The 20,017-nt window shown below is 61.3% G+C and carries 16 protein-coding genes; 11 read left to right on the top strand and 5 right to left on the bottom strand.

The window, feature by feature from the left end; translation table 11 throughout:
• Positions 1-33 precede the first annotated feature (33 nt).
• Both V3W39_RS20910 and V3W39_RS20905 read right to left on the bottom strand, forming a co-directional pair.
• Entirely contained in the window at positions 34-1,050 is a 1,017-nt protein-coding gene (locus V3W39_RS20910; protein ID WP_177133383.1) for a polysaccharide deacetylase family protein, read from the bottom strand.
• A 30-nt stretch (positions 1,051-1,080) separates the two neighbouring features.
• Entirely contained in the window at positions 1,081-2,265 is a 1,185-nt protein-coding gene (locus V3W39_RS20905; protein WP_330213252.1) for an MFS transporter, read from the bottom strand.
• Positions 2,266-2,366: 101 nt separating this feature from the next.
• On the opposite strand from V3W39_RS20905, the gene V3W39_RS20900 reads away from it, so the two are divergent.
• The 7 genes from V3W39_RS20900 (at position 2,367) to V3W39_RS20870 (ending at position 10,911) form a co-directional block, all read left to right on the top strand.
• Positions 2,367-3,290 (top strand): LysR family transcriptional regulator, encoded by a 924-nt coding sequence (locus V3W39_RS20900; protein ID WP_177045404.1) that lies wholly within the window; start codon positions 2,367-2,369, stop codon positions 3,288-3,290.
• Between the two features lie 32 nt (positions 3,291-3,322).
• Positions 3,323-3,709 carry a cupin domain-containing protein gene (locus tag V3W39_RS20895; RefSeq protein ID WP_177045405.1) on the top strand — a complete coding sequence of 129 codons (387 nt, stop codon included), beginning with the start codon at positions 3,323-3,325 and terminating at the stop codon, positions 3,707-3,709.
• 68 nt (positions 3,710-3,777) lie between these two features.
• Complete coding sequence (locus tag V3W39_RS20890) at positions 3,778-4,188, top strand: DUF3757 domain-containing protein (protein WP_330213251.1); 411 nt, start codon at positions 3,778-3,780, stop codon at positions 4,186-4,188.
• Between the two features lie 225 nt (positions 4,189-4,413).
• Entirely contained in the window at positions 4,414-5,655 is a 1,242-nt protein-coding gene (mexE, locus tag V3W39_RS20885; RefSeq protein ID WP_177045409.1) for a multidrug efflux RND transporter periplasmic adaptor subunit MexE, read from the top strand.
• Between the two features lie 15 nt (positions 5,656-5,670).
• Positions 5,671-8,850, top strand: a complete 3,180-nt coding sequence (locus V3W39_RS20880; RefSeq protein WP_177045411.1) for an efflux RND transporter permease subunit — start codon at positions 5,671-5,673, stop codon at positions 8,848-8,850.
• A complete protein-coding gene (locus V3W39_RS20875) occupies positions 8,847-10,262 on the top strand; it encodes an efflux transporter outer membrane subunit (protein ID WP_177077526.1) in 1,416 nt (471 codons plus the stop codon). Before V3W39_RS20880 ends, V3W39_RS20875 begins: the two co-directional genes overlap by 4 nt.
• 481 nt (positions 10,263-10,743) lie before the next feature.
• The gene (locus V3W39_RS20870) at positions 10,744-10,911 is read left to right on the top strand and encodes a hypothetical protein (protein ID WP_330213250.1); all 168 of its coding nucleotides are present in this window, start codon (positions 10,744-10,746) and stop codon (positions 10,909-10,911) included.
• A 264-nt stretch (positions 10,912-11,175) separates the two neighbouring features.
• Here the strand turns inward: V3W39_RS20870 and V3W39_RS20865 are convergent, their stop codons facing one another.
• The 3 genes from V3W39_RS20865 to V3W39_RS20855 form a co-directional block, all read right to left on the bottom strand.
• Positions 11,176-12,876: an aspartate:alanine exchanger family transporter gene (locus tag V3W39_RS20865; RefSeq protein WP_177116050.1), complete on the bottom strand. Its 1,701-nt coding sequence runs from the start codon at positions 12,874-12,876 to the stop codon at positions 11,176-11,178.
• Between the two features lie 69 nt (positions 12,877-12,945).
• On the bottom strand, positions 12,946-14,376 hold the full coding sequence (locus V3W39_RS20860; protein ID WP_177044099.1) for a glutamate decarboxylase: 1,431 nt from the start codon (positions 14,374-14,376) through the stop codon (positions 12,946-12,948).
• Between the two features lie 176 nt (positions 14,377-14,552).
• Positions 14,553-15,575 carry an AraC family transcriptional regulator gene (locus V3W39_RS20855; RefSeq protein WP_330213249.1) on the bottom strand — a complete coding sequence of 341 codons (1,023 nt, stop codon included), beginning with the start codon at positions 15,573-15,575 and terminating at the stop codon, positions 14,553-14,555.
• Between the two features lie 168 nt (positions 15,576-15,743).
• Here V3W39_RS20855 and efeU point away from each other — a divergent pair, with 168 nt between their 5' ends.
• Genes efeU through efeO (V3W39_RS20835) form a run of 4 tightly spaced genes read left to right on the top strand, consistent with a single transcriptional unit; the run spans position 15,744 to position 19,976 of the window.
• On the top strand, positions 15,744-16,592 hold the full coding sequence (efeU, locus tag V3W39_RS20850) for an iron uptake transporter permease EfeU (RefSeq protein WP_177044101.1): 849 nt from the start codon (positions 15,744-15,746) through the stop codon (positions 16,590-16,592).
• A 10-nt stretch (positions 16,593-16,602) separates the two neighbouring features.
• The gene (gene efeO, locus V3W39_RS20845; RefSeq protein ID WP_177044102.1) at positions 16,603-17,805 is read left to right on the top strand and encodes an iron uptake system protein EfeO; all 1,203 of its coding nucleotides are present in this window, start codon (positions 16,603-16,605) and stop codon (positions 17,803-17,805) included.
• A 14-nt stretch (positions 17,806-17,819) separates the two neighbouring features.
• Entirely contained in the window at positions 17,820-19,130 is a 1,311-nt protein-coding gene (gene efeB / locus V3W39_RS20840; protein WP_177044103.1) for an iron uptake transporter deferrochelatase/peroxidase subunit, read from the top strand.
• A gap of 27 nt (positions 19,131-19,157) precedes the next feature.
• Positions 19,158-19,976 (top strand): iron uptake system protein EfeO, encoded by an 819-nt coding sequence (gene efeO / locus V3W39_RS20835; protein ID WP_177044104.1) that lies wholly within the window; start codon positions 19,158-19,160, stop codon positions 19,974-19,976.
• The last annotated feature ends 41 nt before the right edge of the window (positions 19,977-20,017 follow it).

Genomic DNA, 20,017 nt, shown 5'->3' with positions numbered 1-20,017 from the left:
GAGGCACATCCTATAAAGGCGAAGAGAACGAACTCAGATGGTTTCGCTTTCCCTGAGGCTGAGGGGGCTTTTCAAAGTGTATTGAGCGATGGCGTCCTTGCGCATGAACGCCACGCCGGGATGGCTGTTGGCGTACCGCAGAAACTCGTCCCAGACCCTGACCATTTGCGGCGTACCGCTGATGCGGTCGTGGGCACTGATCGCCATCATGCGGCGTCGGCTACCGGCTTCCTGGTAGAGCTGGTCGAACTCCAGCTTGACCTGTTCAAGGAATTTCGAGGGCGAGTAATTGCGCCCCTCAATCAACACGATGTCGTTGTTGCGCAGGGTGTACGGGACCACGACAAAGTCCTTGCCATTGACCTGCTCGATAAACGGCTCATCACGACTCACATCATCAATGTGATAGACGTAGCCCAGCTCCTGCAGCAACGACAAGGTATTGGGCCCGCGCCGCAGCCAGTTACAGTTGTAGCCGGTGACCGGCTGACCGGTGACGTCCTGCAGCATGCTCGCGGCCTGGCGCAGGAAGGTGCGCTCTTCATCGCGGCTCATGGCAAATTGCGAGCTCCAGTGCGGGCCATGCCCCGAGGCTTCGTGCCCACGGGCGACGATCTCCCGGGCCAGCGCGGGGTTGCGCTTTACGGCGTCGCCGATCATGTGGCAGGTGACTTTCACCCCATGCCGGTCCCAGAGGTCAAGCATCCGCGGAATACCTTCACGGTAGCCGTAGGCAAACCAGGTGTTGGTGGCCACATCCTGCGGAACACTGTCGGGAAAATCCACGTGGGGGAACGGACTGTCAGTGCCCTTAAGCGGTTGGCCGCCTGCCTCGAATTGCATGGAAATGGACACCACCAGCCGGGTGTCCCCAGGCCAGAAACGCCCGGTTGCCTTGCCGGCAGTCGCCGCGGGGGCAGCGTTGCCCTGCCCTGTCACCGCGGCGTTGGCAGTGGCCGGGCCGAGCAGCGATCCTGCGGCCAGAACGGCTGCACCTGCGCCGGCCTGGGCGAGGAACGTACGACGTTGCGGGTTATCGGTTTTGTCCATGTTGGTTCACCTCATACTGAATTCAGGGGATCAAGCCATTGCGGCAGGCCGGGTGGCTTTACCCGCGCCTTCCTGGGAAACAATGAACAGCACACCGAGCAATGGAATCGCCGCAGCCGCAAACGGAATCGCCGCCGCGCCCCAGTGGCTGTCCACCACGATGCCGCCGATGATGCCGCCCAGGGCGTTGGCCAGGTTGAAGGCCGAAATATTCGCCGTGGCAGCCAGCTCCGGGGCCTTGCCGCCATGTTTCATCACGCGCATTTGCATGGATGGCACGTTGGCGAACGAGGCGATACCAAAGAGGAACGCGGTCACCAGGAACGGCCACTTGTAGGGCGCCACGAGGCCTGCGGCGATCAGCGTCACGATCATCGCCGCCGGCCAGAACATCAGCGAAAAGCGCAAGTTGGCGTCGGCGGTACGCGCCCCGAGGCTGTTGCCAACTACCAGGCCAATGCCGACCACGACCAGCACCGCGGTCAACATCGTCGAATCAAACCCGGCCACCTGTTCGGCAATCGGCGCGATGTAGCCATAAAAGGCCATGAACCCGGCCCAGCCGAGCACGGTGAACATCAGGCTGGCCAGCAGGTTGCGGTTACGAAACACCGACAACTGGTTGATCACCGAAACCGCCTGCTCGGTGCCCTGGCGCTTGATCGACACGACGATTGCCAGCAACGCGAGCACGCCCAACGCGGCGACTACCAGGAAGGCCGTGCTCCAGCCATATTGATTGCCAATCCACGAGCCGGCGGGTACGCCCAATACGTTGGCCAACGTCAGCCCGGCAAACATCTGGCCGACGGCGCGGCCTTCCATGCCGCTGGCCACCAAGCGCGTTGCGACCACGGCACCGATCCCGTAGAACGGCCCCTGGGTCAGCCCGGCAATCGCCCGACTCACCAGCAACACGCTGTAGTCGCTGCTGAGGGCGGTCATCACGTTGGCGCCGACGAACACCGCCATCAACAGCCACAGCACCGTGCGTTTTTCGTAGCGTGAGAGCCAGATCGTCAGCACCGGGCCGCCGACCACGATGGCCAGCGCATAGGCGGTAATCAGGTTGCCCGCCTGCCCTTCAGTGATGTTGAGGCTATGGGAGACTTGGGTCAGCAAGCCGGCAATCACGAATTCGGCGGTGCCGATGGCGAAGGCCGCCAGGGTCAGCACCCAGACCTGGATGGGCATTTTTGCAGGGTTGGACGACATGTCAGTCACTCCGCTGGTTAACGATGGGTGCAAAACTAGTCCTTTGGGTTTAATTTGATAATTGAGCTGAAATCAAAAACCACCTTCGGAAATACCGAACAATGCTGCTGAAGAACCTCGAGTTGTTTTTGCTGATCGTGGAAAAAGGCGGGCTGTCGGCGGCGGGTAGAGAGCTGGGACTGTCACCCGCCTCCGTCTCGGAAAGGCTCGCGCAGCTGGAGGGTTTCTATGGCGCCAGCCTGCTCAACCGCACCACCCGGGCGATCAACCTGACGGACGAAGGCCGCTTGCTGGTGGACGGTGCACGGCGCCTGCTGGCGGAGGCCGAGGAGTTGCACAGCAGCATTCGCCATGGCACCCACACCCTGTCGGGGCCGATTCGGCTCAGCGCCCCGGAAGACCTCGGGCGCCAATACATTGAACCGATCCTCGCCGCGTTCATGCTGGAGCATCCCGAGATCAGCATTGACCTGAACCTTAGTGACGGCTACGCCGACCCGGTGAGCCAGGGCATTGATTTCGCGGTGCGCTACGGCGCGCTGGCGGATAGCACCCTGCATGCCAGGCCGATTGGCGAAAACCGTCGCGTGCTGTGTGCATCACCCCACTACCTGGCGCTCAATGGCACGCCCCGACACCCCGAGGACCTGGCGCGTCATGAGTGCCTGGTGATGCGCTTCGGCATCAATATTTCGCGGGAATGGACCTTCAAGCGGCACGGGCACACCCATCGGGTGCTGGTCCAGGGCCGGCGGGTGGCGAACGACGGCGCGCTGGTGCGCCAGTGGTGCTTGGCCGGTCATGGCATTTGCCTGAAATCGGTGTGGGACGTGCGCGCCGATCTTGAGGCCGGACGCTTGGTCGAGCTGCTGACTGACTATGATCTGGGCAGTACCGCGTTGAACATCGTCTACCCGCCAACCCGGGTTCAGCCGCGCCGCGTCAGGGTGCTGATCGAGCGAATGGTGAATGAGCTGGCACTGCACGATCATTCAATATCCGGCAAGCCATTGGGCCTAACGTAAGGCTCCGATGACTTGAAACCCTGGAACCTCCAATGTCCGCCACCCCCGCTTCGACGAATTACACACCGATCAACTTCGCCAGCAAATACGCCCTGTTCAGCGAGCAATGGGCGCCCAAGGTCGTCGCGCAAATGAATGACTACCAGTTCAAGGTGGTGAAGATCGAGGGTGATTTCATCTGGCACGACCATGCCGACACCGATGAAACCTTTATCGTGCTGGAAGGCACGCTGCGCATCGACTTTCGCGATGGCGCCGTGACGATCGGCCAAGGGGAAATGTACGTGGTACCCAAAGGCGTCGAGCACAAGCCGCACGCATTGGGTGAGGTGAAGTTGCTGTTGATCGAGCCCTGCGGTGTGTTGAACACCGGCACGGAAGGTGGGGAGCGCACGGCGATCAACGACGTGTGGATTTAACACCGTCCGGCGTTACCTGTTTGGGCTAGTCTTCACATCACTGTTTCTCCAGACCAGGAGCACGCGTGATGAACAGGCAGCTCAAGAAAACCTCAGCCCTCGTGATTACCCTGATGGCGTTGGTGGGCAACGCCTACGCCGGCGCTGGCGCCTGCCCGCCCACCAATGCCCTTAAAGATGCTTTCAAAAAGACACCGTCCGGCGAAGTGGTTGCCTACACCGCGTCCGGCCCAGGCGGTCAGCAATGGACCGGGCAAAACCCGATGACAGAGCAGACGGACCTGCACCAGGTCCAGTTCGAAAAGGCGGTGATCCAAAGCAGCCAGGGTCGGTCGTCTGTGGCATGCCACTACCTCGATCAGAACCATGAACCGGTGAGCATGACCCTGAAAAACCAGGCCAACGCCAAGCCTGTTGGCAGCGCCTGGACAGGAAACGAATGCAAGGCCACCAACCCGGCGCTGTGCACATTTGAATAGCAACCACCCTCGACAGTTTACGGGGCGCGCTGTTCCTTGCATCCTGCGCAATAGTCCTTTGTCATCAACAGCATTGATAGCTCCCTAACGAAACCCTCATGCTAGAGGGCTCGCTTTACGCTTATATCATTCCGAATGATAGTTACCTTTGTTTCATTCGATTCGTGAGATAGCACCCTGCCGAGCATGATCCGCCCATCTTAAATACATTGGCGGATGCACCTCATGGAACAGTCACTCAAACATTTGCGCTATCCACTGGCCATTTTGGCCGTGATGGTGATGAGCGCGTGCGGCAAGACACCAGAACAAGCGGCCGCCATGCCACCAAGCCACGTCAGCGTGGCCAAGGTGCTGGAACAACCGGTCAACGAGTGGGACGAGTTCACCGGCCGCCTCGAAGCACCGGAAACCGTGCAGATCCGTCCACGCGTGTCGGGCCAGATCGATCAGGTAGCTTTCACCGAAGGCGCGCTGGTCAAGAAAGGCGACCTGCTGTTCCAGATTGACCCACGCCCATTCCAGGCTGAAGTGCGCCGCCTCGAAGCACAGCTCGCGCAAACCAAGGCCGCCGCCACCCGCAGCGATAACGAAGCCCAGCGCGGCGAACGCCTGCGCCAGAGCAATGCGATCTCCGCCGAACTGGCCGACTCGCGCACCACCGCCGCCCAGGAAGCCCACGCCACGGTGGCCGGGATCCAGGCGCAGTTGGACCTGGCCAAGCTGAACCTGAGCTTCACCCGTGTGACCTCACCTATCAGCGGCCGTGTCAGCCGTGCCGAGATCACCGCCGGCAACCTGGTGACCGCCGATGTCACCGCGCTGACCAGCGTGGTGTCCACCGACAAGGTCTACGCCTACTTCGACGCCGATGAGCGTGTGTACCTCAAGTACACCGAACTCGCGCGCCAGGGTCGCCGTGGCGCTACCACCCCGGTGTACCTGGGCCTGTCCAATGAAACCGGCAACCCGCACCTGGGCCAGATGAACTTCGTCGACAACCAGGTCAACCCGGCCACCGGCACCATTCGTGGTCGCGCCGTGTTTGATAACAGCAAGGGCGAATACACCCCTGGCCTGTATGCCCGCCTGAAGCTGGTAGGCAGCGGCACCTACTCGGCCGTGCTGATCACCGATGAAGCCGTGGGCACTGACCTTGGCAAGAAATTCGTACTGGTGATGGACGGCGACAAGCCGGCTTATCGCGCCGTGGAACTGGGGCCGAAGATCGAAGGCTTGCGCATCGTGCGCAGCGGCCTGACCAAGGACGACACGATCATCGTCAAGGGCTTGCAGCGCGTTCGCCCGGGGTCGCCGGTTGCTCCGGAAACCATCCCGATGGCCAGCAAGGAAACCCTCGCCGCCCTGGCACAACAACGACAAGCGCTTGAAGCCAGCAACCTGGAGCAAGTGGCGCCGGATAAAGCCGCGCCCAAGCTGGCCAGCGTCGCGACTCCACGCGGTTAAGGGATACAACTCAAGATGAATTTTTCCAAGTTCTTCATTTCGCGGCCGATCTTCGCAGCGGTGCTTTCGCTGTTGATCCTGATCGCCGGCGCGATCTCGCTGTTCCAACTGCCGATCAGCGAATACCCGGAAGTGGTGCCGCCGACTGTGGTGGTACGCGCCAACTTCCCGGGGGCCAACCCCAAAGTCATCGGTGAAACCGTGGCCGCTCCCCTGGAGCAAGCCATCACCGGCGTCGAGAACATGCTGTACATGTCCTCGCAGTCGACCGCCGACGGCAAGCTGACCCTGACCATCACCTTCGCCCTGGGCACCGACCTGGACAACGCGCAGGTGCAGGTACAGAACCGGGTGACCCGGACTCAGCCAAAACTGCCTGAAGAAGTGACGCGCATCGGTATTACCGTGGACAAGGCCTCCCCTGACCTGACCATGGTGGTGCACATCACCTCCCCGGACCAACGCTACAACATGCTCTACCTGTCCAACTACGCCATCCTCAATATCAAGGATGAGCTGGCGCGGCTGGGCGGCGTGGGTGATGTGCAGCTGTTCGGCATGGGCGATTACTCCCTGCGTGTGTGGCTGGACCCGAACAAGACCGCCTCGCGCAACCTGACCGCTACCGATGTGGTAACGGCCATTCGCGAACAGAACCGCCAGGTGGCGGCCGGTGCATTGGGTGCGCAGCCTGCGCCCACCGACACCAGCTTCCAATTGTCGGTGAATACCCAGGGCCGTCTGGTCACTGAGGAAGAGTTCGAAAACATCGTCATTCGTGCCGGCGACAACGGCGAAATCACGCGCCTGAAAGACATCGCGCGGGTTGAGTTGGGCTCCAGCCAGTACGCCCTGCGCTCGTTGATCGATAACCAGCCGGCCGTGGCGATCCCGATCTTCCAGCGCCCGGGTTCCAACGCGATCGACATCTCCAATGAAGTGCGCGCCGAAATGGCGGAGCTGAAAAAGAGCTTCCCGGAAGGCATGGACTACCGCATCGCCTACGACCCGACCGTGTTCGTGCGCGGTTCCATCGAGGCCGTGGTTCACACCTTGTTCGAAGCACTGATTCTGGTGGTGCTGGTGGTAATCCTGTTCCTGCAGACCTGGCGCGCCTCGATCATTCCATTGGTGGCGGTGCCGGTATCGTTGATCGGTACGTTTGCGGTGATGCACCTGTTCGGCTTCTCACTCAACGCGCTGTCGCTGTTCGGATTGGTATTGGCCATCGGCATCGTGGTGGACGACGCCATCGTGGTGGTGGAGAACGTCGAGCGGAACATTGAATTGGGACTGGAACCGTTCCCGGCCACTGAAAAGGCCATGAGCGAAGTGACCGGCCCGATCATCGCGACCGCGTTGGTACTGTGTGCCGTGTTCATCCCCGCTGCCTTTATCAGTGGCTTGACCGGACAGTTCTATAAGCAGTTCGCCCTGACCATTGCGATTTCCACGGTGATTTCGGCGTTCAACTCGCTGACCCTGTCGCCGGCACTGGCAGCGGTATTGCTTAAAGGTCACAACGCACCGAAAGACGGCTTCTCGCGGTTCCTCGACAAGATGCTGGGTGGCTGGTTGTTCAAGCCGTTCAACCGCTTCTTCGATAAAGCCAGCCATGGTTATGTAGGCACCGTGCGCCGGGTGATTCGCGGCAGTGGCATCGCGCTGTTCCTGTACGCCGGCCTGATGGTTCTGACCTGGCTGGGCTTTGCCCACACGCCAACCGGTTTCGTACCGGCCCAGGACAAGCAATACCTGGTGGCCTTCGCACAATTGCCGGACGCCGCGAGCCTGGACCGCACCGAAGACGTGATCAAGCGCATGTCCGACATCGCCATGAAACAGCCCGGCGTGGAAAGCGCGATTGCCTTCCCTGGCTTGTCGATCAACGGTTTTACCAACAGCCCGAACAACGGCATCGTGTTCGTGACCCTGAAACCGTTCGATGAGCGTAAAGACCCGAGCCTGTCTGCCGGTGCGATTGCCGGTGCACTGAACGGCAAGTACAGCAGCATCCAGGAAGCCTACATGGCGATCTTCCCACCGCCGCCGGTACAGGGCCTGGGTACGATTGGCGGGTTCCGCCTGCAGGTCGAAGACCGTGGCAACCTGGGTTACGACGAGCTGTACAAAGAAGTGCAGAACATCATCACCAAGAGCCGTGGCGTACCGGAGTTGTTCGGCCTGTTCACCAGCTACACGGTCAACGTGCCCCAGGTCGATGCTGCCATCGACCGCGAAAAGGCCAAGACCCACGGCGTGGCGATCAGCGACATCTTCGACACCCTGCAGATCTACCTGGGGTCGTTGTATGCCAACGACTTCAACCGCTTCGGTCGTACCTATCAGGTCAACGTGCAGGCTGAACAACAGTTCCGCCAGGATGAAGACCAGATCGGCCAGCTGAAAGTACGCAACAACAAAGGCGAGATGATCCCGTTGGCGACCTTTATCAAGGTCAGCGACACCTCGGGCCCGGACCGCGTGATGCACTACAACGGTTTCATCACTGCTGAAATCAACGGTAACGCCGCACCGGGCTACAGCTCCGGCCAGGCTCAGGTGGCGATTGAAAAACTGTTGAAAGACGAGCTGCCCAACGGCATGACCTACGAGTGGACCGACCTGACCTATCAGCAAATCCTCTCGGGCAATACCGCGCTGTTCGTGTTCCCGCTCTGCGTACTGCTGGCGTTCCTGGTACTGGCCGCCCAATACGAAAGCTGGAGCCTGCCACTGGCGGTGATCCTGATCGTACCGATGACCCTGCTGTCGGCCATCACCGGGGTGATCATCTCCGGCGGCGACAACAACATCTTTACCCAGATCGGCTTGATCGTACTGGTGGGGCTTGCCTGTAAGAACGCGATTCTGATCGTCGAGTTTGCCAAGGACAAACAGCAGGAAGGTCTCGACCCTCTGGCTGCGGTACTGGAAGCCTGCCGTCTGCGTCTGCGGCCGATCCTGATGACCTCGTTCGCCTTCATCATGGGTGTAGTGCCTCTGGTGCTCTCCAGCGGTGCCGGTGCCGAGATGCGTCACGCCATGGGTGTGGCGGTGTTCTCCGGGATGATCGGCGTGACCTTCTTTGGTCTGCTGCTGACGCCAGTGTTCTATGTACTGATCCGCCGGTTTGTCGAACGCGGTGAAGCGCGCAAAGCGGCCAAGGCCTTGAAGCTGGAGACACAGCAATGAGCGTGAAAGTATTTTTGCCGAGCTTGCTGGTACTGGCGCTGAGCGCCTGTGCCGTGGGCCCGGACTATAAAACCCAGCCACTGGAGGCGGCCAACGTAACGGCCGCCGCCGACGCCAAGCAGTACGACCATGCGAAGTTCGAAGGCATCTGGTGGCAGCAATTCGAGGACCCGACCCTTGACCAGTTGGTGACTCAATCCTTGCAAGGCAACCGTGACCTGCGGGTGGCATTTGCCCGCCTGCGGGCCGCCCGGGCGATTCGTGACGACGCCGCCAACGACGTGATGCCGGTGATCACCAGCCGCGTCAGCAGCGACGTGGGCAAAGGCCAGATTCCGGGCCAGACCACCAACCGCGTCAACAGCGAGCGGTATGACCTGGGCCTGGACATGGCCTGGGAAGTGGATTTGTTCGGGCGCATCCGCCGCAACCTGGAGGCCAGCGATGCTGACCAGCAGGTTGCCGAAGCCGACCTGTATCAACTGCAAGTCACCATGATTGCCGAGCTGGTGGACGCTTACGGCCAACTGCGAGGCGCGCAACTGCGCGAGAAGATCGCGGTAGCCAACCTGAAGAACCAGGAAGATTCCCGTGGTATCACCGTCAGCCTGCGGGATGCCGGTGTGGGCGATCAGCTCGATGTGGTGCGTGCCGATGCGCGTCTGGCGGCTGTAGAAGCCAGCGTGCCGCAGCTGCAGGCTGAGGAAGTGCGCGAGCGTAATCGCATCGCCACCCTCCTCGGCCAGCGCCCGGACAAGTTGACCGTGGACCTGAGCCCGAAAGACTTGCCGGCGATTGCCAAGGCGTTGCCGATTGGCGATCCGGGGCAGCTGTTGCAACGTCGTCCGGACATTCTCAGTGCCGAGCGTAAGTTGGCAGCGGCCACCGCGCGGATTGGGGTGGCCAAGGCTGATCTGTTTCCACGGGTGAGCCTCAGTGGTTTCCTTGGCTTTACTGCCGGGCGCGGTTCGCAGATTGGTTCGGCGGCGGCCAATGCCTGGTCGCTGGGCCCGAGCATTACCTGGGCGGCGTTTGACCTGGGCAGCGTGCGGGCGCGGTTGCGGGGGGCGGATGCGGAAGCTGATGGCGCCTTGGCGACTTACGAGCAGCAGGTGCTGTTGGCGCTGGAAGAATCGGAGAATGCCTTCAGTGATTACGGCAAACGCCAGCAGCGGTTGGTGTCGCTGATTCGTCAGAGTGAGTCGAGCCGTGCGGCTGCCGACCTGGCGGAGATTCGCTACCGCGAAGGTACGGTGGACTTCCTGGTGTTGCTGGACGCGCAACGTGAGCGTCTGGCCGCCGAGGATTCGCAGGCTCAGGCTGAGGTGGATCTGTACCGCGGTATCGTGGCGATCTACAAGGCGTTGGGTGGTGGTTGGCAGCCGAGTACTACCATCGCCAGTGCCAAGTGATCTGATTTAAAGAGCTCCTTTGGTTGGTCGCATCCAGCCAATTTTTTGCCCCGCGCCCTCATTCGGTCGCGGGGCTTTTTTTTGGGGCTGGGGGTTTGTGTGTATATCCGTTATTTGGGTTATGGCGGCTATTGGTTCCGCTCTTACAGCGGGTCACTTTTGAAAGGAGCCCAAAAGTAACCAAAAGGCTCTTGCCCCACCACTCGGCACCTCGCTAAGGCTCGGTGTGCCCGCACTCCGGCAGCACGAAGCGGGCCGCCGCGACGGGGCGTCCCTGCCCCGTCGCGGCTAAACCGGCGTCCTGCCGGTTTACCCGCTCCGTACTACCTGCGTTCGGCCAGCGTGGTTTAACGGGGCGCCTAAGATCAAGATCAAAAGCAGATCAAAAGCAAAGCACAGCGGCCTACAGGCCGGCTTGAGTGTGGTGAAGCAAAGGCAACATCAACATCTAAAGCGAGCACGATCCACTGTAGGAGCTGGCTTGCCGGCGATGGTCGTTAACGATGACGTTGGCGTCCTGAATGAACGCGGCGCTCTCAGGTTCTTCGCCGGCAAGCCAGCTCCTACAGAAAAGCGGCTTTTGCCTTTGCTTCACCACACTCAGGTCGGCTTTCAGGCCGCCGTGCTCTTGCTTTTGATCTTGATCTGACTGCCCCATTCAGCCCGAGGCCGAACGCAGGGATTGAGGAGCGGCTAAACCGGCAGGACGCCGGTTTAGCCGCGACGGGGCAGGGACGCCCCGTCGCGGCGGCCCGCGGAGCAATACCGGAGTGAGGGAACACCGAGCCTAGGCGAGGTGCCGACAGGCGGGGCAGAGCGTTTTGGTTACTTTGCCGCTTTTGCAAAGTGACTCGCTGTAAGAGCGAAACCATAAGCCGCCGTTACCTAAATAACGGACATATACGCAGACCGGCTACCGCGCAAGCACCATGGCAAAATATCCAAACACCGTGAGCAAGATCCCCGACACCGCATAAGCCACCGGAAACCCGATCCACGGCACGGTGCTGTCAATCTCCTTGGCCGCCTCCCGCGCAGGCCCCGAATGACTACGCGCCCCCGCCACCCCGCCCATGAGAATCGCCGGGTTGATCTTGAACACATGAAACCCCACCGCCCAAACAATAAACGGCGGAATCGTGCACGCCACAAACCCCAGCACAAAGATCTTCAACGCAATAATCGCGCTGATCTGCGAAACCAGATTCGCCCCCGCATTCACCCCCACAATCGCAACAAAGAAAATCAGCCCCATGTCCTCGAGGATGTTGCGTGCCGCGTTCGGCGTATTACCAAAGAACCGCACCCGCGATACCAGCGACGAAACAATAATCCCCGACACCAGCAACCCACCTGCATTCCCCAACCCAACCGCCGCACCGAACGCCGGCACTTGAATCAGCCCGATCAGCAAGCCCAGCACCATGCCCAGGGACAACGTGAGCAAATCAGTCGCGGTACTCGGCCGCCCCGCCTTGCCCAACAACGCCGTGGCCTTGTCGATAGCACTGCGCAGGCCAATCAGGTGCATCACATCCAGGCGTTGCAGACGGGTTTCCAACCCCACGGGAATCGGCGCCCCACCCCGCTCAATCCCCACCAATTGCACCTGCCCGGCAATCGGCGACTGGCTGAATTCCTTGAGGGCCTTGCCCACGGCATCCTTGTGGGTCACCAGGATCACCGCTTCATCCAGCGGTATATTCAGCGCCCGGGCATCCGGCACTTCCGGACCGATCAGGCCCATGTGATCAGTCAGCGCGTCCAGGCTCCCACCCAGCGCAATCACGTCGCCCAGTTGCAACACCAATGTCGGATCGGCGCCCAGCAACTGATCACCGCGCTCGACATTCTCGATCTGGTACAGCGCAAACCGCTCGCGAAACTGCGCGATGCTCTGCCCCACCAGCTCCGGATTCACCAGCCGATAAGCCCGCAGGTCAAACGGTCGATAACCGCTGAGTCCCGCATCATCGACGTTCGGCACGCCGTGTTCGACTTCATATTGCTTGGCCGCCTTGCGCGCATCCACACCCCACCAGCGCGGCAGGTATTTGCAGATCAGGATGATGCCGACCGTGCCCCAGATATAAGTGATGCCGTAGGACAGCGCGATCATCGCCGTGGCCGCAGCCGCCGTGGTCCCCGGCGGCAGCGGCACCACGCCCGAGGTGATGGCCTGTTCGGCGGAACCTATGGCCGCCGACATGGTTTGCGAACCGGCAAGAATCCCGCCCGCCGCACCCACCGGCAGCGATAACAGGCGTACGCCCAGCACCACGATGCCCAGCCCGAGGAACGAGGACAGAATTGCCAGGAAGGTGAACTTCAGGCCATCGCCCTTGAGGCTGTTGATGAACGAAGGCCCCACACGCAGGCCGACGCCGTACATGAACAGGTAATAAAACAGACTCTTGGTGAAGTTATCGAGTTCGAAATGCACGCCGTAGTACGACGCCCAGGTCGCAATCGCGCAGCCGATCACGATGGCTCCGGCCACCGCGCCCAGGCCGTAGCCCTTGATGGTGCCACGCCCGACCCAGACAGACAGGCCAACCACCAGGAACAGCAGGATGTAAGGGTTGTCGTGCAGGAAAGTAAAGAAGGCAGTCACGATGATTCGTACCTGGCGATGAAACGCTAAAGGCACCGGGCCTCAAGGCCCGGTGAGTGTTCAGGGCGTTCAGTCGAGGTTCGGGGTGTCGGCCGGGGTAACCGGGTCGGCAATGGCGCCATGGCTGAAACTTGGGCCCGCGTCGGAATGCTCCACCGGGTTTTTCTGCAAGTAGGCGATGGCCTTGCGAAGGTCATCAAGCAGCAGCGCCACCAGGTCGCGACTCACGCCATGGCGCACCAGGATGCGCTGCACCACGATGTTCTGGCGGTCGGACGGCAGCGGGTAAGACGCAATCTGCCAGCCGCGCATACGCACGCGCTCCGACAGGTCGTAGAGGCTGAAACCGTGGTCGACGCCATCCTTGAGCTTGTAGCAGACCGCCGGCAGCCCGTCCTTGCCGTCATACACCAGTTCCAGCGGGGCGAACTTGACGATCTCCGACGCCAGCCACTGCGCAGTGTCCGAACAGGCTTGTTGAATGCGGGTGTAGCCGTCGCGCCCGAGCCGCAGAAAGTTGTAGTACTGGGCGATGATTTCACCGCCCGGCCGGCTGAAGTTGAGGGCAAAGGTGGCCATGTTGCCGCCCAGGTAATCGACGTAGAAGATCAGCTCTTCCGGCAGGTCTTCGGTGGAGCGCCAGATCACCCAGCCCACGCCCAGCGGCGCCAGGCCGTACTTGTGGCCCGAGGCATTGATCGATTTGACACGCTCGATCATGAAGTCCCATTGCAGTTCCTGCTGGATGAACGGGGCGATAAACCCGCCGCTGGCGGCGTCGACATGGATCGGGATGTCCAGGCCCAGGTCACGTTGCATCGAATCCAGCTCGGCCGCCAGGGCGGCGACCGGTTCGTAGATCCCGGTAAAGGTCACGCCCAGGGTCGCCACCACACCGATGGTGTTTTCGTCGCAATATTCCCGCAGGTCGGCCGGGCGCAGGCCCAATGCATCGCCGCGCAATGGCACTTCGCGAATTTCCACGTCGAAGTAGCGGGCGAATTTCTTCCAGCAAATCTGCACCGGGCCACACACGAAGTTTGGTTTGTCGGTGGGCAAGCCTGCGGCTTCGCGGCGTTTCTTCCAACTCCATTTGAGGGCCAGGCCACCGAGCATCGCCGCCTCGCTGGAGCCGGTGGTGGAACAGCCGACGGTTTGCCAGGACTTCGGCGCGTGCCACAGGTCGGCAATGATGTGCACGCAACGGTTTTCGATTTCGGCCGTCTGCGGGTATTCATCCTTGTCGATCATGTTCTTGTCGAGGGCATCGGCCATCAACTGCTGCACTTCGGGCTCGACCCAGGTGGTGCAGAAGGTCGCCAGGTTTTGCCGGGAGTTGCCGTCCAGCAGCAGCTCGTCGCGCACCAGGTTGTAGGCCGCCGACGGTGTGGTCGAGTGGTCCGGGAGGCGATATTTGGGGAGTTTGTGCTGGGCGGAGCCACTCGAATAGACGTCTTCGATGGCTTGGTCCTGGGTCTCTACGGTTCTGTGAAGTGCCATGAAATCCTGCTCTTGGATGAGGGAAATGGCGTAGACGTTGATCGCGACAAACGCCGATCAGGCTGCGTCAGGAAACGAACGATGGAGCGGTGGCGCCGAATATCACACGCACTGCGGCACAGGAAAGTGACCCAGATCATCAAAACCGTGGATAAGCAGTCCAGCCTGGCAGTGACCTATTGGCTCAGCGCTTCGTTCAGTATCAAGCTGCGATAGTGCCCGGGGTTGGAGCCCGACCACTTGCGAAACGCCTTGTAGAACGAGCTGGCGTCGGCAAATCCCAGGCGGGTGGCGATCTCGGCAAAGCTGATCTCGGCGTCGGCCAGCCATACGATCGCCAACTCCTTGCGCACGCTGTCCTTGAGGCCCTGGTAGGTCTGCCCTTCTTCTGCCAGGCGCCGGCGCAGGGTCGAGGCCGAGATGCACAGGGAGGCAGCCAGGCCTTCGGTTTCCGGCCAGGTGTCGGCGGGCATTTGCCGAAGGTCGGCCTTGATGCGGGTGGCGAGGCTGTCGGGGTCGCGGTATTTGACCAGGATGTTGGCAGGCGCATGGGCCAGGAAGCGCTTGAGTTCTTCCGGACTGCGCTTGATCGGCAGGTCGAGGCAGTCGGCGGAGAAAATCATCCGGGTGCGGGGCCGGTCGAAGCGCAGGTTGTCGGAGAACATCACCTGGTAGTCGTCACAGAAGTCCGGCTGTGGGCAGCGCAGTTCAATCGCCAGGATCGGGATACGCCGCCCGGCCAGCCAGCAGGCGACACCGTGGACGATCATCCAATAGGCAAAATAGGTGAAGGCTCGCTTGGGTTTGGGCTCAGGCTCCAGCAATACGATTTCTGCCAGGCTCTGCTGGCGCACCAGTTGCGCCGGCATGCGCTCGAGCATCAGCGACAGAAAGCCAAGGCCGGTTTCCAGTGCGGTGGCAAGCGTCGGCTGGGCCATGGAGGCGCGGCAAAGGAATTCCAGGCTGCCGGACTTGAGCTTGCGCGGGTCCATGCCGAAAAATTCATCATCCATGCGCCGTGCCAGCAAGCGCCACAAGCGCGCATACGCCGTGGCCGGAACGCGTGCATTTGGCTGGCCCAGCAGCGCGGGACTGATCCCGACCTTGGTCAATACTTCATCGGTCGCCGCACCCGGTGCGCAGCTCTGCAACAGGGCTTCGCGGACCAGCTGGATGGAAATCGTGTCTTTTTCCGACATGGGGAATGGCGCAATCCGGTGACTGGAACGTTGCCGCGCATTCTAGTGGCGGTTGCGGTTTGCCACCACCGTTCAGTCAACGTTCAGTAAAGGTCAACATTTCCTGTTTAGCAATGAGTATCATTATGTTACAACTTAGCCTCCTATCTAGTCACGATTCGGTGCCGAATGCTTGTTCCCTTTTTAATCATGCTGCGCGAAGGCATAGAAGCGGCCTTGATCGTTGGCATTATTGCCAGCTATCTCAAGCAGACTGGCCGTGGCCAGTACATGCCCGCAGTGTGGATCGGCGTCTTTCTGGCAGCCGCCCTGGCGCTGCTGGTGGGGGGCGGCCTGGAACTGGTCAGTGCCGAATTCCCGCAAAAGCAACAGGAACTGTTTGAAGGCATCGTCGGCCTGGTGGCCGTGGGCATTCTCAGCTCCATGGTGTTCTGGATGCGCAAGGTAGCGCGCTCCATCAAGCATTCCCTGCATGAATCCCTTGATCATGCCTTGGCCGGCTCCAAGCACCAGGTCACCGCGCTGATCGCCATGGTGTTTTTTGCCGTGGCCCGCGAAGGCCTCGAAACCGTGTTCTTCCTGCTGGCCGTGTTCCAGCAAAGCGAAGGCCCGGGCGCGCCGATTGGCGCCCTGCTCGGCCTGATCCTGGCAATCATCGTCGGCTTCCTGATCTACACCGGCAGCATGCGCCTGAACCTCGGTGCGTTCTTCCGCTGGACCGGTTTGTTCATCCTCGTGGTGGCCGCCGGCATCCTCGCCAACTCGGTACAGGCGCTGCACGAAGCCGGGGTATGGAACCACCTGCAAACCGTGTTGTTCGATTTCAGCGCGACGCTGCCGATGGATGGCCCGTTGGGCTCGGTGCTCGCCGGCATGTTCGGCTACCAGGACGCCCCGACCGTGAGCACCCTGGGTGCCTACCTGATTTACCTGGTGGTGGCCCTGGTGATGTTCTTCTTGCCGGCGCCGCCGAGCAAGCCGGCCGCCCGCACAACCTCTTCCGTTTCCAGCCAGTAAGGACCGCCTCTTGTCCAACCAAACCCCTCAACCGGCTCCGCCCTCCCGCGCCTTGCGCTGGGCGGTGGGCGGCTCGGTGGTCGTGATGATCGCCGCCGGTGGCCTGTTCTATTACGCCTCGCAACTGGCCGCCTCCAAGCGCCAGGCCAACCACAATGAAATCGCCGTGACCATCCACGCCCACAGCTGCGAGCCGAATGCGCTCACGGTGCCGGCCGGCCACGCCAGTTTCCGCATCATCAACCGCTCGGACCGTGCCGTGGAATGGGAGATCCTCGACGGCGTGCTGGTGGTCGAAGAGCGCGAAAACATCGCTCCGGGCCTGAGCCAGGTGATCAACGCCAACCTGCTGCCCGGCGACTACCAGATCACCTGCGGCCTGTTGAGCAACCCGCGGGGCACCTTGAAGGTGACTCCAACCGCCGAGTCGGACGCCCAAGCCAAAGCCAAGCCATCGATGGTGGCGTTTATCGGCCCGCTGTCGGAATTTCGCGTGTACCTGAGCAGCCAGGGCAGCGCCCTGGTCAAGGCGGTTACCGCGCTTGATCAGGCCATCGAAGCCGGCGACCTTGCCCAGGCCCAGGCGCTTTACGTGCCGGCCCGTGAGGCTTACCAGCGCCTGGCCCCGGCCTCGCAGCGCCTGGCGGAACTGGACAACGCGATCAATGCCCGCGCCGATTACTTTGAAAAACGCGAGCAAGACCCGGCCTTCAGCGGCTTCCACCGCCTGGAATACGGCCTGTTCCAGCAACGCAACCTCGACGGCCTGGCCCCGATTGCCCAGCGTCTGGTGACCGACGTCACCAGCCTCAAGCAACAGCTGCTGGCCCAGTCGCTGCCACCGGAGCAACTGGTGAGCATTGTGGTGCGCAACCTCAACAGCCTGGCCGACGTACGCGCCGCCAGCGGTGAGGAAGAACGCTACAGCCATATCGACCTCAACGGTTTCGCCGCCAACCTGGACGCCGCCCGCAAGGTGGTCGACCTGATGCGCCCACTGTTGACCAAATCTGCCGAGCAACTGCTGCCCGGCATCGACAGTGCGATCACCGCCCTCGACGCCGAACTTAACGGTTTGAAAGTCGATGGCCGCTACGCCACGTATGACAGCGTTACGGCCGATCAGCGCAAGCAGATCGCCGACAAGGCCAAGGCTCTGGCCGCCGCACTCGATGGAATCGACCCCGCCCTTGGCCTTTCCGGCCTGAAGTGAAGACGACCGTAGACATGAGTGATTCAGAACAATTTTCTTCCCAGCGTCGTCGTGTATTGCTGGGCATGGCCGCCACTGGCGCCGCGATTGCCGGTAGCAGCCTGAGCTGCCCGGCGATGGCGGCCGCGTCGGCGACTGCACAAGTCACCACCGCCCCAAGCAGTGAAAAGACCCAGGACCACCACGATTACCATGGCAAGCACCAGACCGGCATCGTCACCCCGCGCCCGGCCTGCGGCATGCTGGTGTCGTTCGATGTGCTGGCCAGCGACCGCGAAGACCTGGAGCGCCTGTTTCGCACCCTGAACGAGCGCATTGCGTTCCTGATGACCGGCGGCACCGTGGTGCAAGTCGATCCGAAACTGCCACCCACCGATTCCGGGATCCTCGGCCCGGTGGTGACGCCGGACAACCTGACCATCACTGTATCGGTGGGCGAATCGCTGTTCGACGAGCGTTTCGGCCTGGCCGCGGCCAAGCCCAAGCGCCTGATTCGCATGGTCGGTTTCCCCAACGATGCGCTGGAACCGGCGCAGTGCCACGGCGACCTGAGCCTGCAGTTCAGCTCCAACACCCCGGACACCAATATTCACGCCCTGCGCGACATCGTGAAGAACCTGCCGGACCTGCTGCTGGTGCGCTGGAAACAGGAAGGCAGCGTGCCGCCCCAGGCCCCTGCCCGCCCCGGCGAGCCGGCACAGAGCGCCCGCAACTTCCTCGGTTTTCGTGACGGTTCGGCCAACCCGAATTCCAACGACAACAAGGCGATGGATCAGATTGTGTGGGTTCAACCCGGCAGCGACGAACCGGCCTGGGCCGCCAATGGCAGCTACCAGGCGGTGCGGATCATCCGCAACTTCGTCGAGCGCTGGGACCGTACGCCCCTGCAAGAGCAAGAAAGCATCATTGGCCGGATCAAGACCAGTGGCGCGCCCATGGACGGCCAGAAAGAAACCCAGGTCCCGGACTACAGCAAGGACCCGGAAGGCAAATTGACCAAGCTCGATGCCCACATCCGCCTGGCCAACCCACGTACTGCACAGACCCAGGCCAACCTGATCCTGCGCCGGCCGTTCAACTACTCCAACGGCGTCAATAAAAACGGTCAGCTGGACATGGGGCTGTTGTTCATCTGCTACCAGGCTGACCTGGAGAAAGGCTTTATCAGCGTGCAAACCCGGCTCAACGGCGAGCCCCTGGAGGAATACCTGAAGCCGGTCGGCGGCGGTTATTTCTTCACCTTGCCAGGCGTCACCGGGCCCCAGGATTTTATCGGGCGCACGCTGCTTGATGCGACACATCCACAAACCACTGCCAAAACCTAAAACAAACCCCAGAGCGGAAATCGTCCCATGAAGAAGTCGTCTCTCGCATTGTCGTTGTTAATGAGCCTTTCGCCGTTGGCCGCCTTCGCCGCCACCGCGCCGCTGGACCTGGTAGGGCCGGTGTCGGACTACAAAATCTATGTCACCGAAGAAATCGGTGAACTGGTCACCCAGACTCAGGCGTTCACCGACGCCGTGAAAAAAGGCGACCTGGCGACCGCCAAGAAGCTGTACGCGCCAACCCGCGTTCACTATGAGTCCATCGAGCCGATCGCCGAGCTGTTCAGCGACCTCGACGCGTCCATCGACTCCCGTGTAGACGACCACGAAAAAGGCGTGAAAGCCGAAGACTTCACCGGCTTCCACCGCATCGAGTACACCCTGTTCTCCGAGAACACCACCAAAGGCCTGGACGCCCTGGCAGACAAGCTCAACAGTGACGTGCTGGACCTGAAAACCCGTGTGGATGGCCTGACCTTCCCGCCGGAAAAAGTCGTCGGTGGTGCTGCCGCCCTGCTTGAAGAAGTAGCCGCGACCAAGATCTCCGGTGAAGAAGACCGTTACAGCCACACCGACCTGTATGACTTCCAGGGCAACATCGACGGCGCGAAGAAAATCGTCGACCTGTTCCGTCCGCAGATCGAGAAGCAAGACAAGGCGTTCGTCGCCAAAGTCGACAAGAACTTCGCGGCTGTAGACAAGATCCTGGCCAAGTACAAAACCAAGGATGGCGGCTTTGAGACCTACGACAAGGTCAAGGAAGCTGACCGTAAAGCCCTGGTTGGCCCGGTCAATACCTTGGCGGAAGACCTGTCGACGCTGCGTGGCAAGCTCGGTTTGAACTGATGTAATGACCGCCTGCGTCTGACGCCCCAACGGCGGGCAGA

The sequence above is a fragment of the Pseudomonas sp. Z18(2022) genome, assembly GCF_036346535.1.
Classification (GTDB): Bacteria; Pseudomonadota; Gammaproteobacteria; order Pseudomonadales; family Pseudomonadaceae; genus Aquipseudomonas; species Aquipseudomonas yamanorum_A.
Note: the sequence above shows the minus strand (reverse complement) of the source record. Positions and strands in the feature narration are given on the sequence as shown.

Excerpts from the sequence above, each read along its gene's own strand:
- efeU (WP_177044101.1), top strand. The coding sequence starts at position 15,744 with ATGCTTGTTCCCTTTTTAATCATGCTGCGCGAAGGCATAGAAGCGGCC.
- V3W39_RS20900 (WP_177045404.1), top strand. The coding sequence starts at position 2,367 with ATGCTGCTGAAGAACCTCGAGTTGTTTTTGCTGATCGTGGAAAAAGGC.
- V3W39_RS20895 (WP_177045405.1), top strand. The coding sequence starts at position 3,323 with ATGTCCGCCACCCCCGCTTCGACGAATTACACACCGATCAACTTCGCC.
- V3W39_RS20905 (WP_330213252.1), bottom strand. The coding sequence starts at position 2,265 with ATGTCGTCCAACCCTGCAAAAATGCCCATCCAGGTCTGGGTGCTGACC.
- V3W39_RS20855 (WP_330213249.1), bottom strand. The coding sequence starts at position 15,575 with ATGTCGGAAAAAGACACGATTTCCATCCAGCTGGTCCGCGAAGCCCTG.
- efeO (WP_177044104.1), top strand. The coding sequence starts at position 19,158 with ATGAAGAAGTCGTCTCTCGCATTGTCGTTGTTAATGAGCCTTTCGCCG.
- mexE (WP_177045409.1), top strand. The coding sequence starts at position 4,414 with ATGGAACAGTCACTCAAACATTTGCGCTATCCACTGGCCATTTTGGCC.
- V3W39_RS20860 (WP_177044099.1), bottom strand. The coding sequence starts at position 14,376 with ATGGCACTTCACAGAACCGTAGAGACCCAGGACCAAGCCATCGAAGAC.
- V3W39_RS20875 (WP_177077526.1), top strand. The coding sequence starts at position 8,847 with ATGAGCGTGAAAGTATTTTTGCCGAGCTTGCTGGTACTGGCGCTGAGC.
- efeB (WP_177044103.1), top strand. The coding sequence starts at position 17,820 with ATGAGTGATTCAGAACAATTTTCTTCCCAGCGTCGTCGTGTATTGCTG.
- V3W39_RS20910 (WP_177133383.1), bottom strand. The coding sequence starts at position 1,050 with ATGGACAAAACCGATAACCCGCAACGTCGTACGTTCCTCGCCCAGGCC.
- V3W39_RS20880 (WP_177045411.1), top strand. The coding sequence starts at position 5,671 with ATGAATTTTTCCAAGTTCTTCATTTCGCGGCCGATCTTCGCAGCGGTG.
- V3W39_RS20890 (WP_330213251.1), top strand. The coding sequence starts at position 3,778 with ATGAACAGGCAGCTCAAGAAAACCTCAGCCCTCGTGATTACCCTGATG.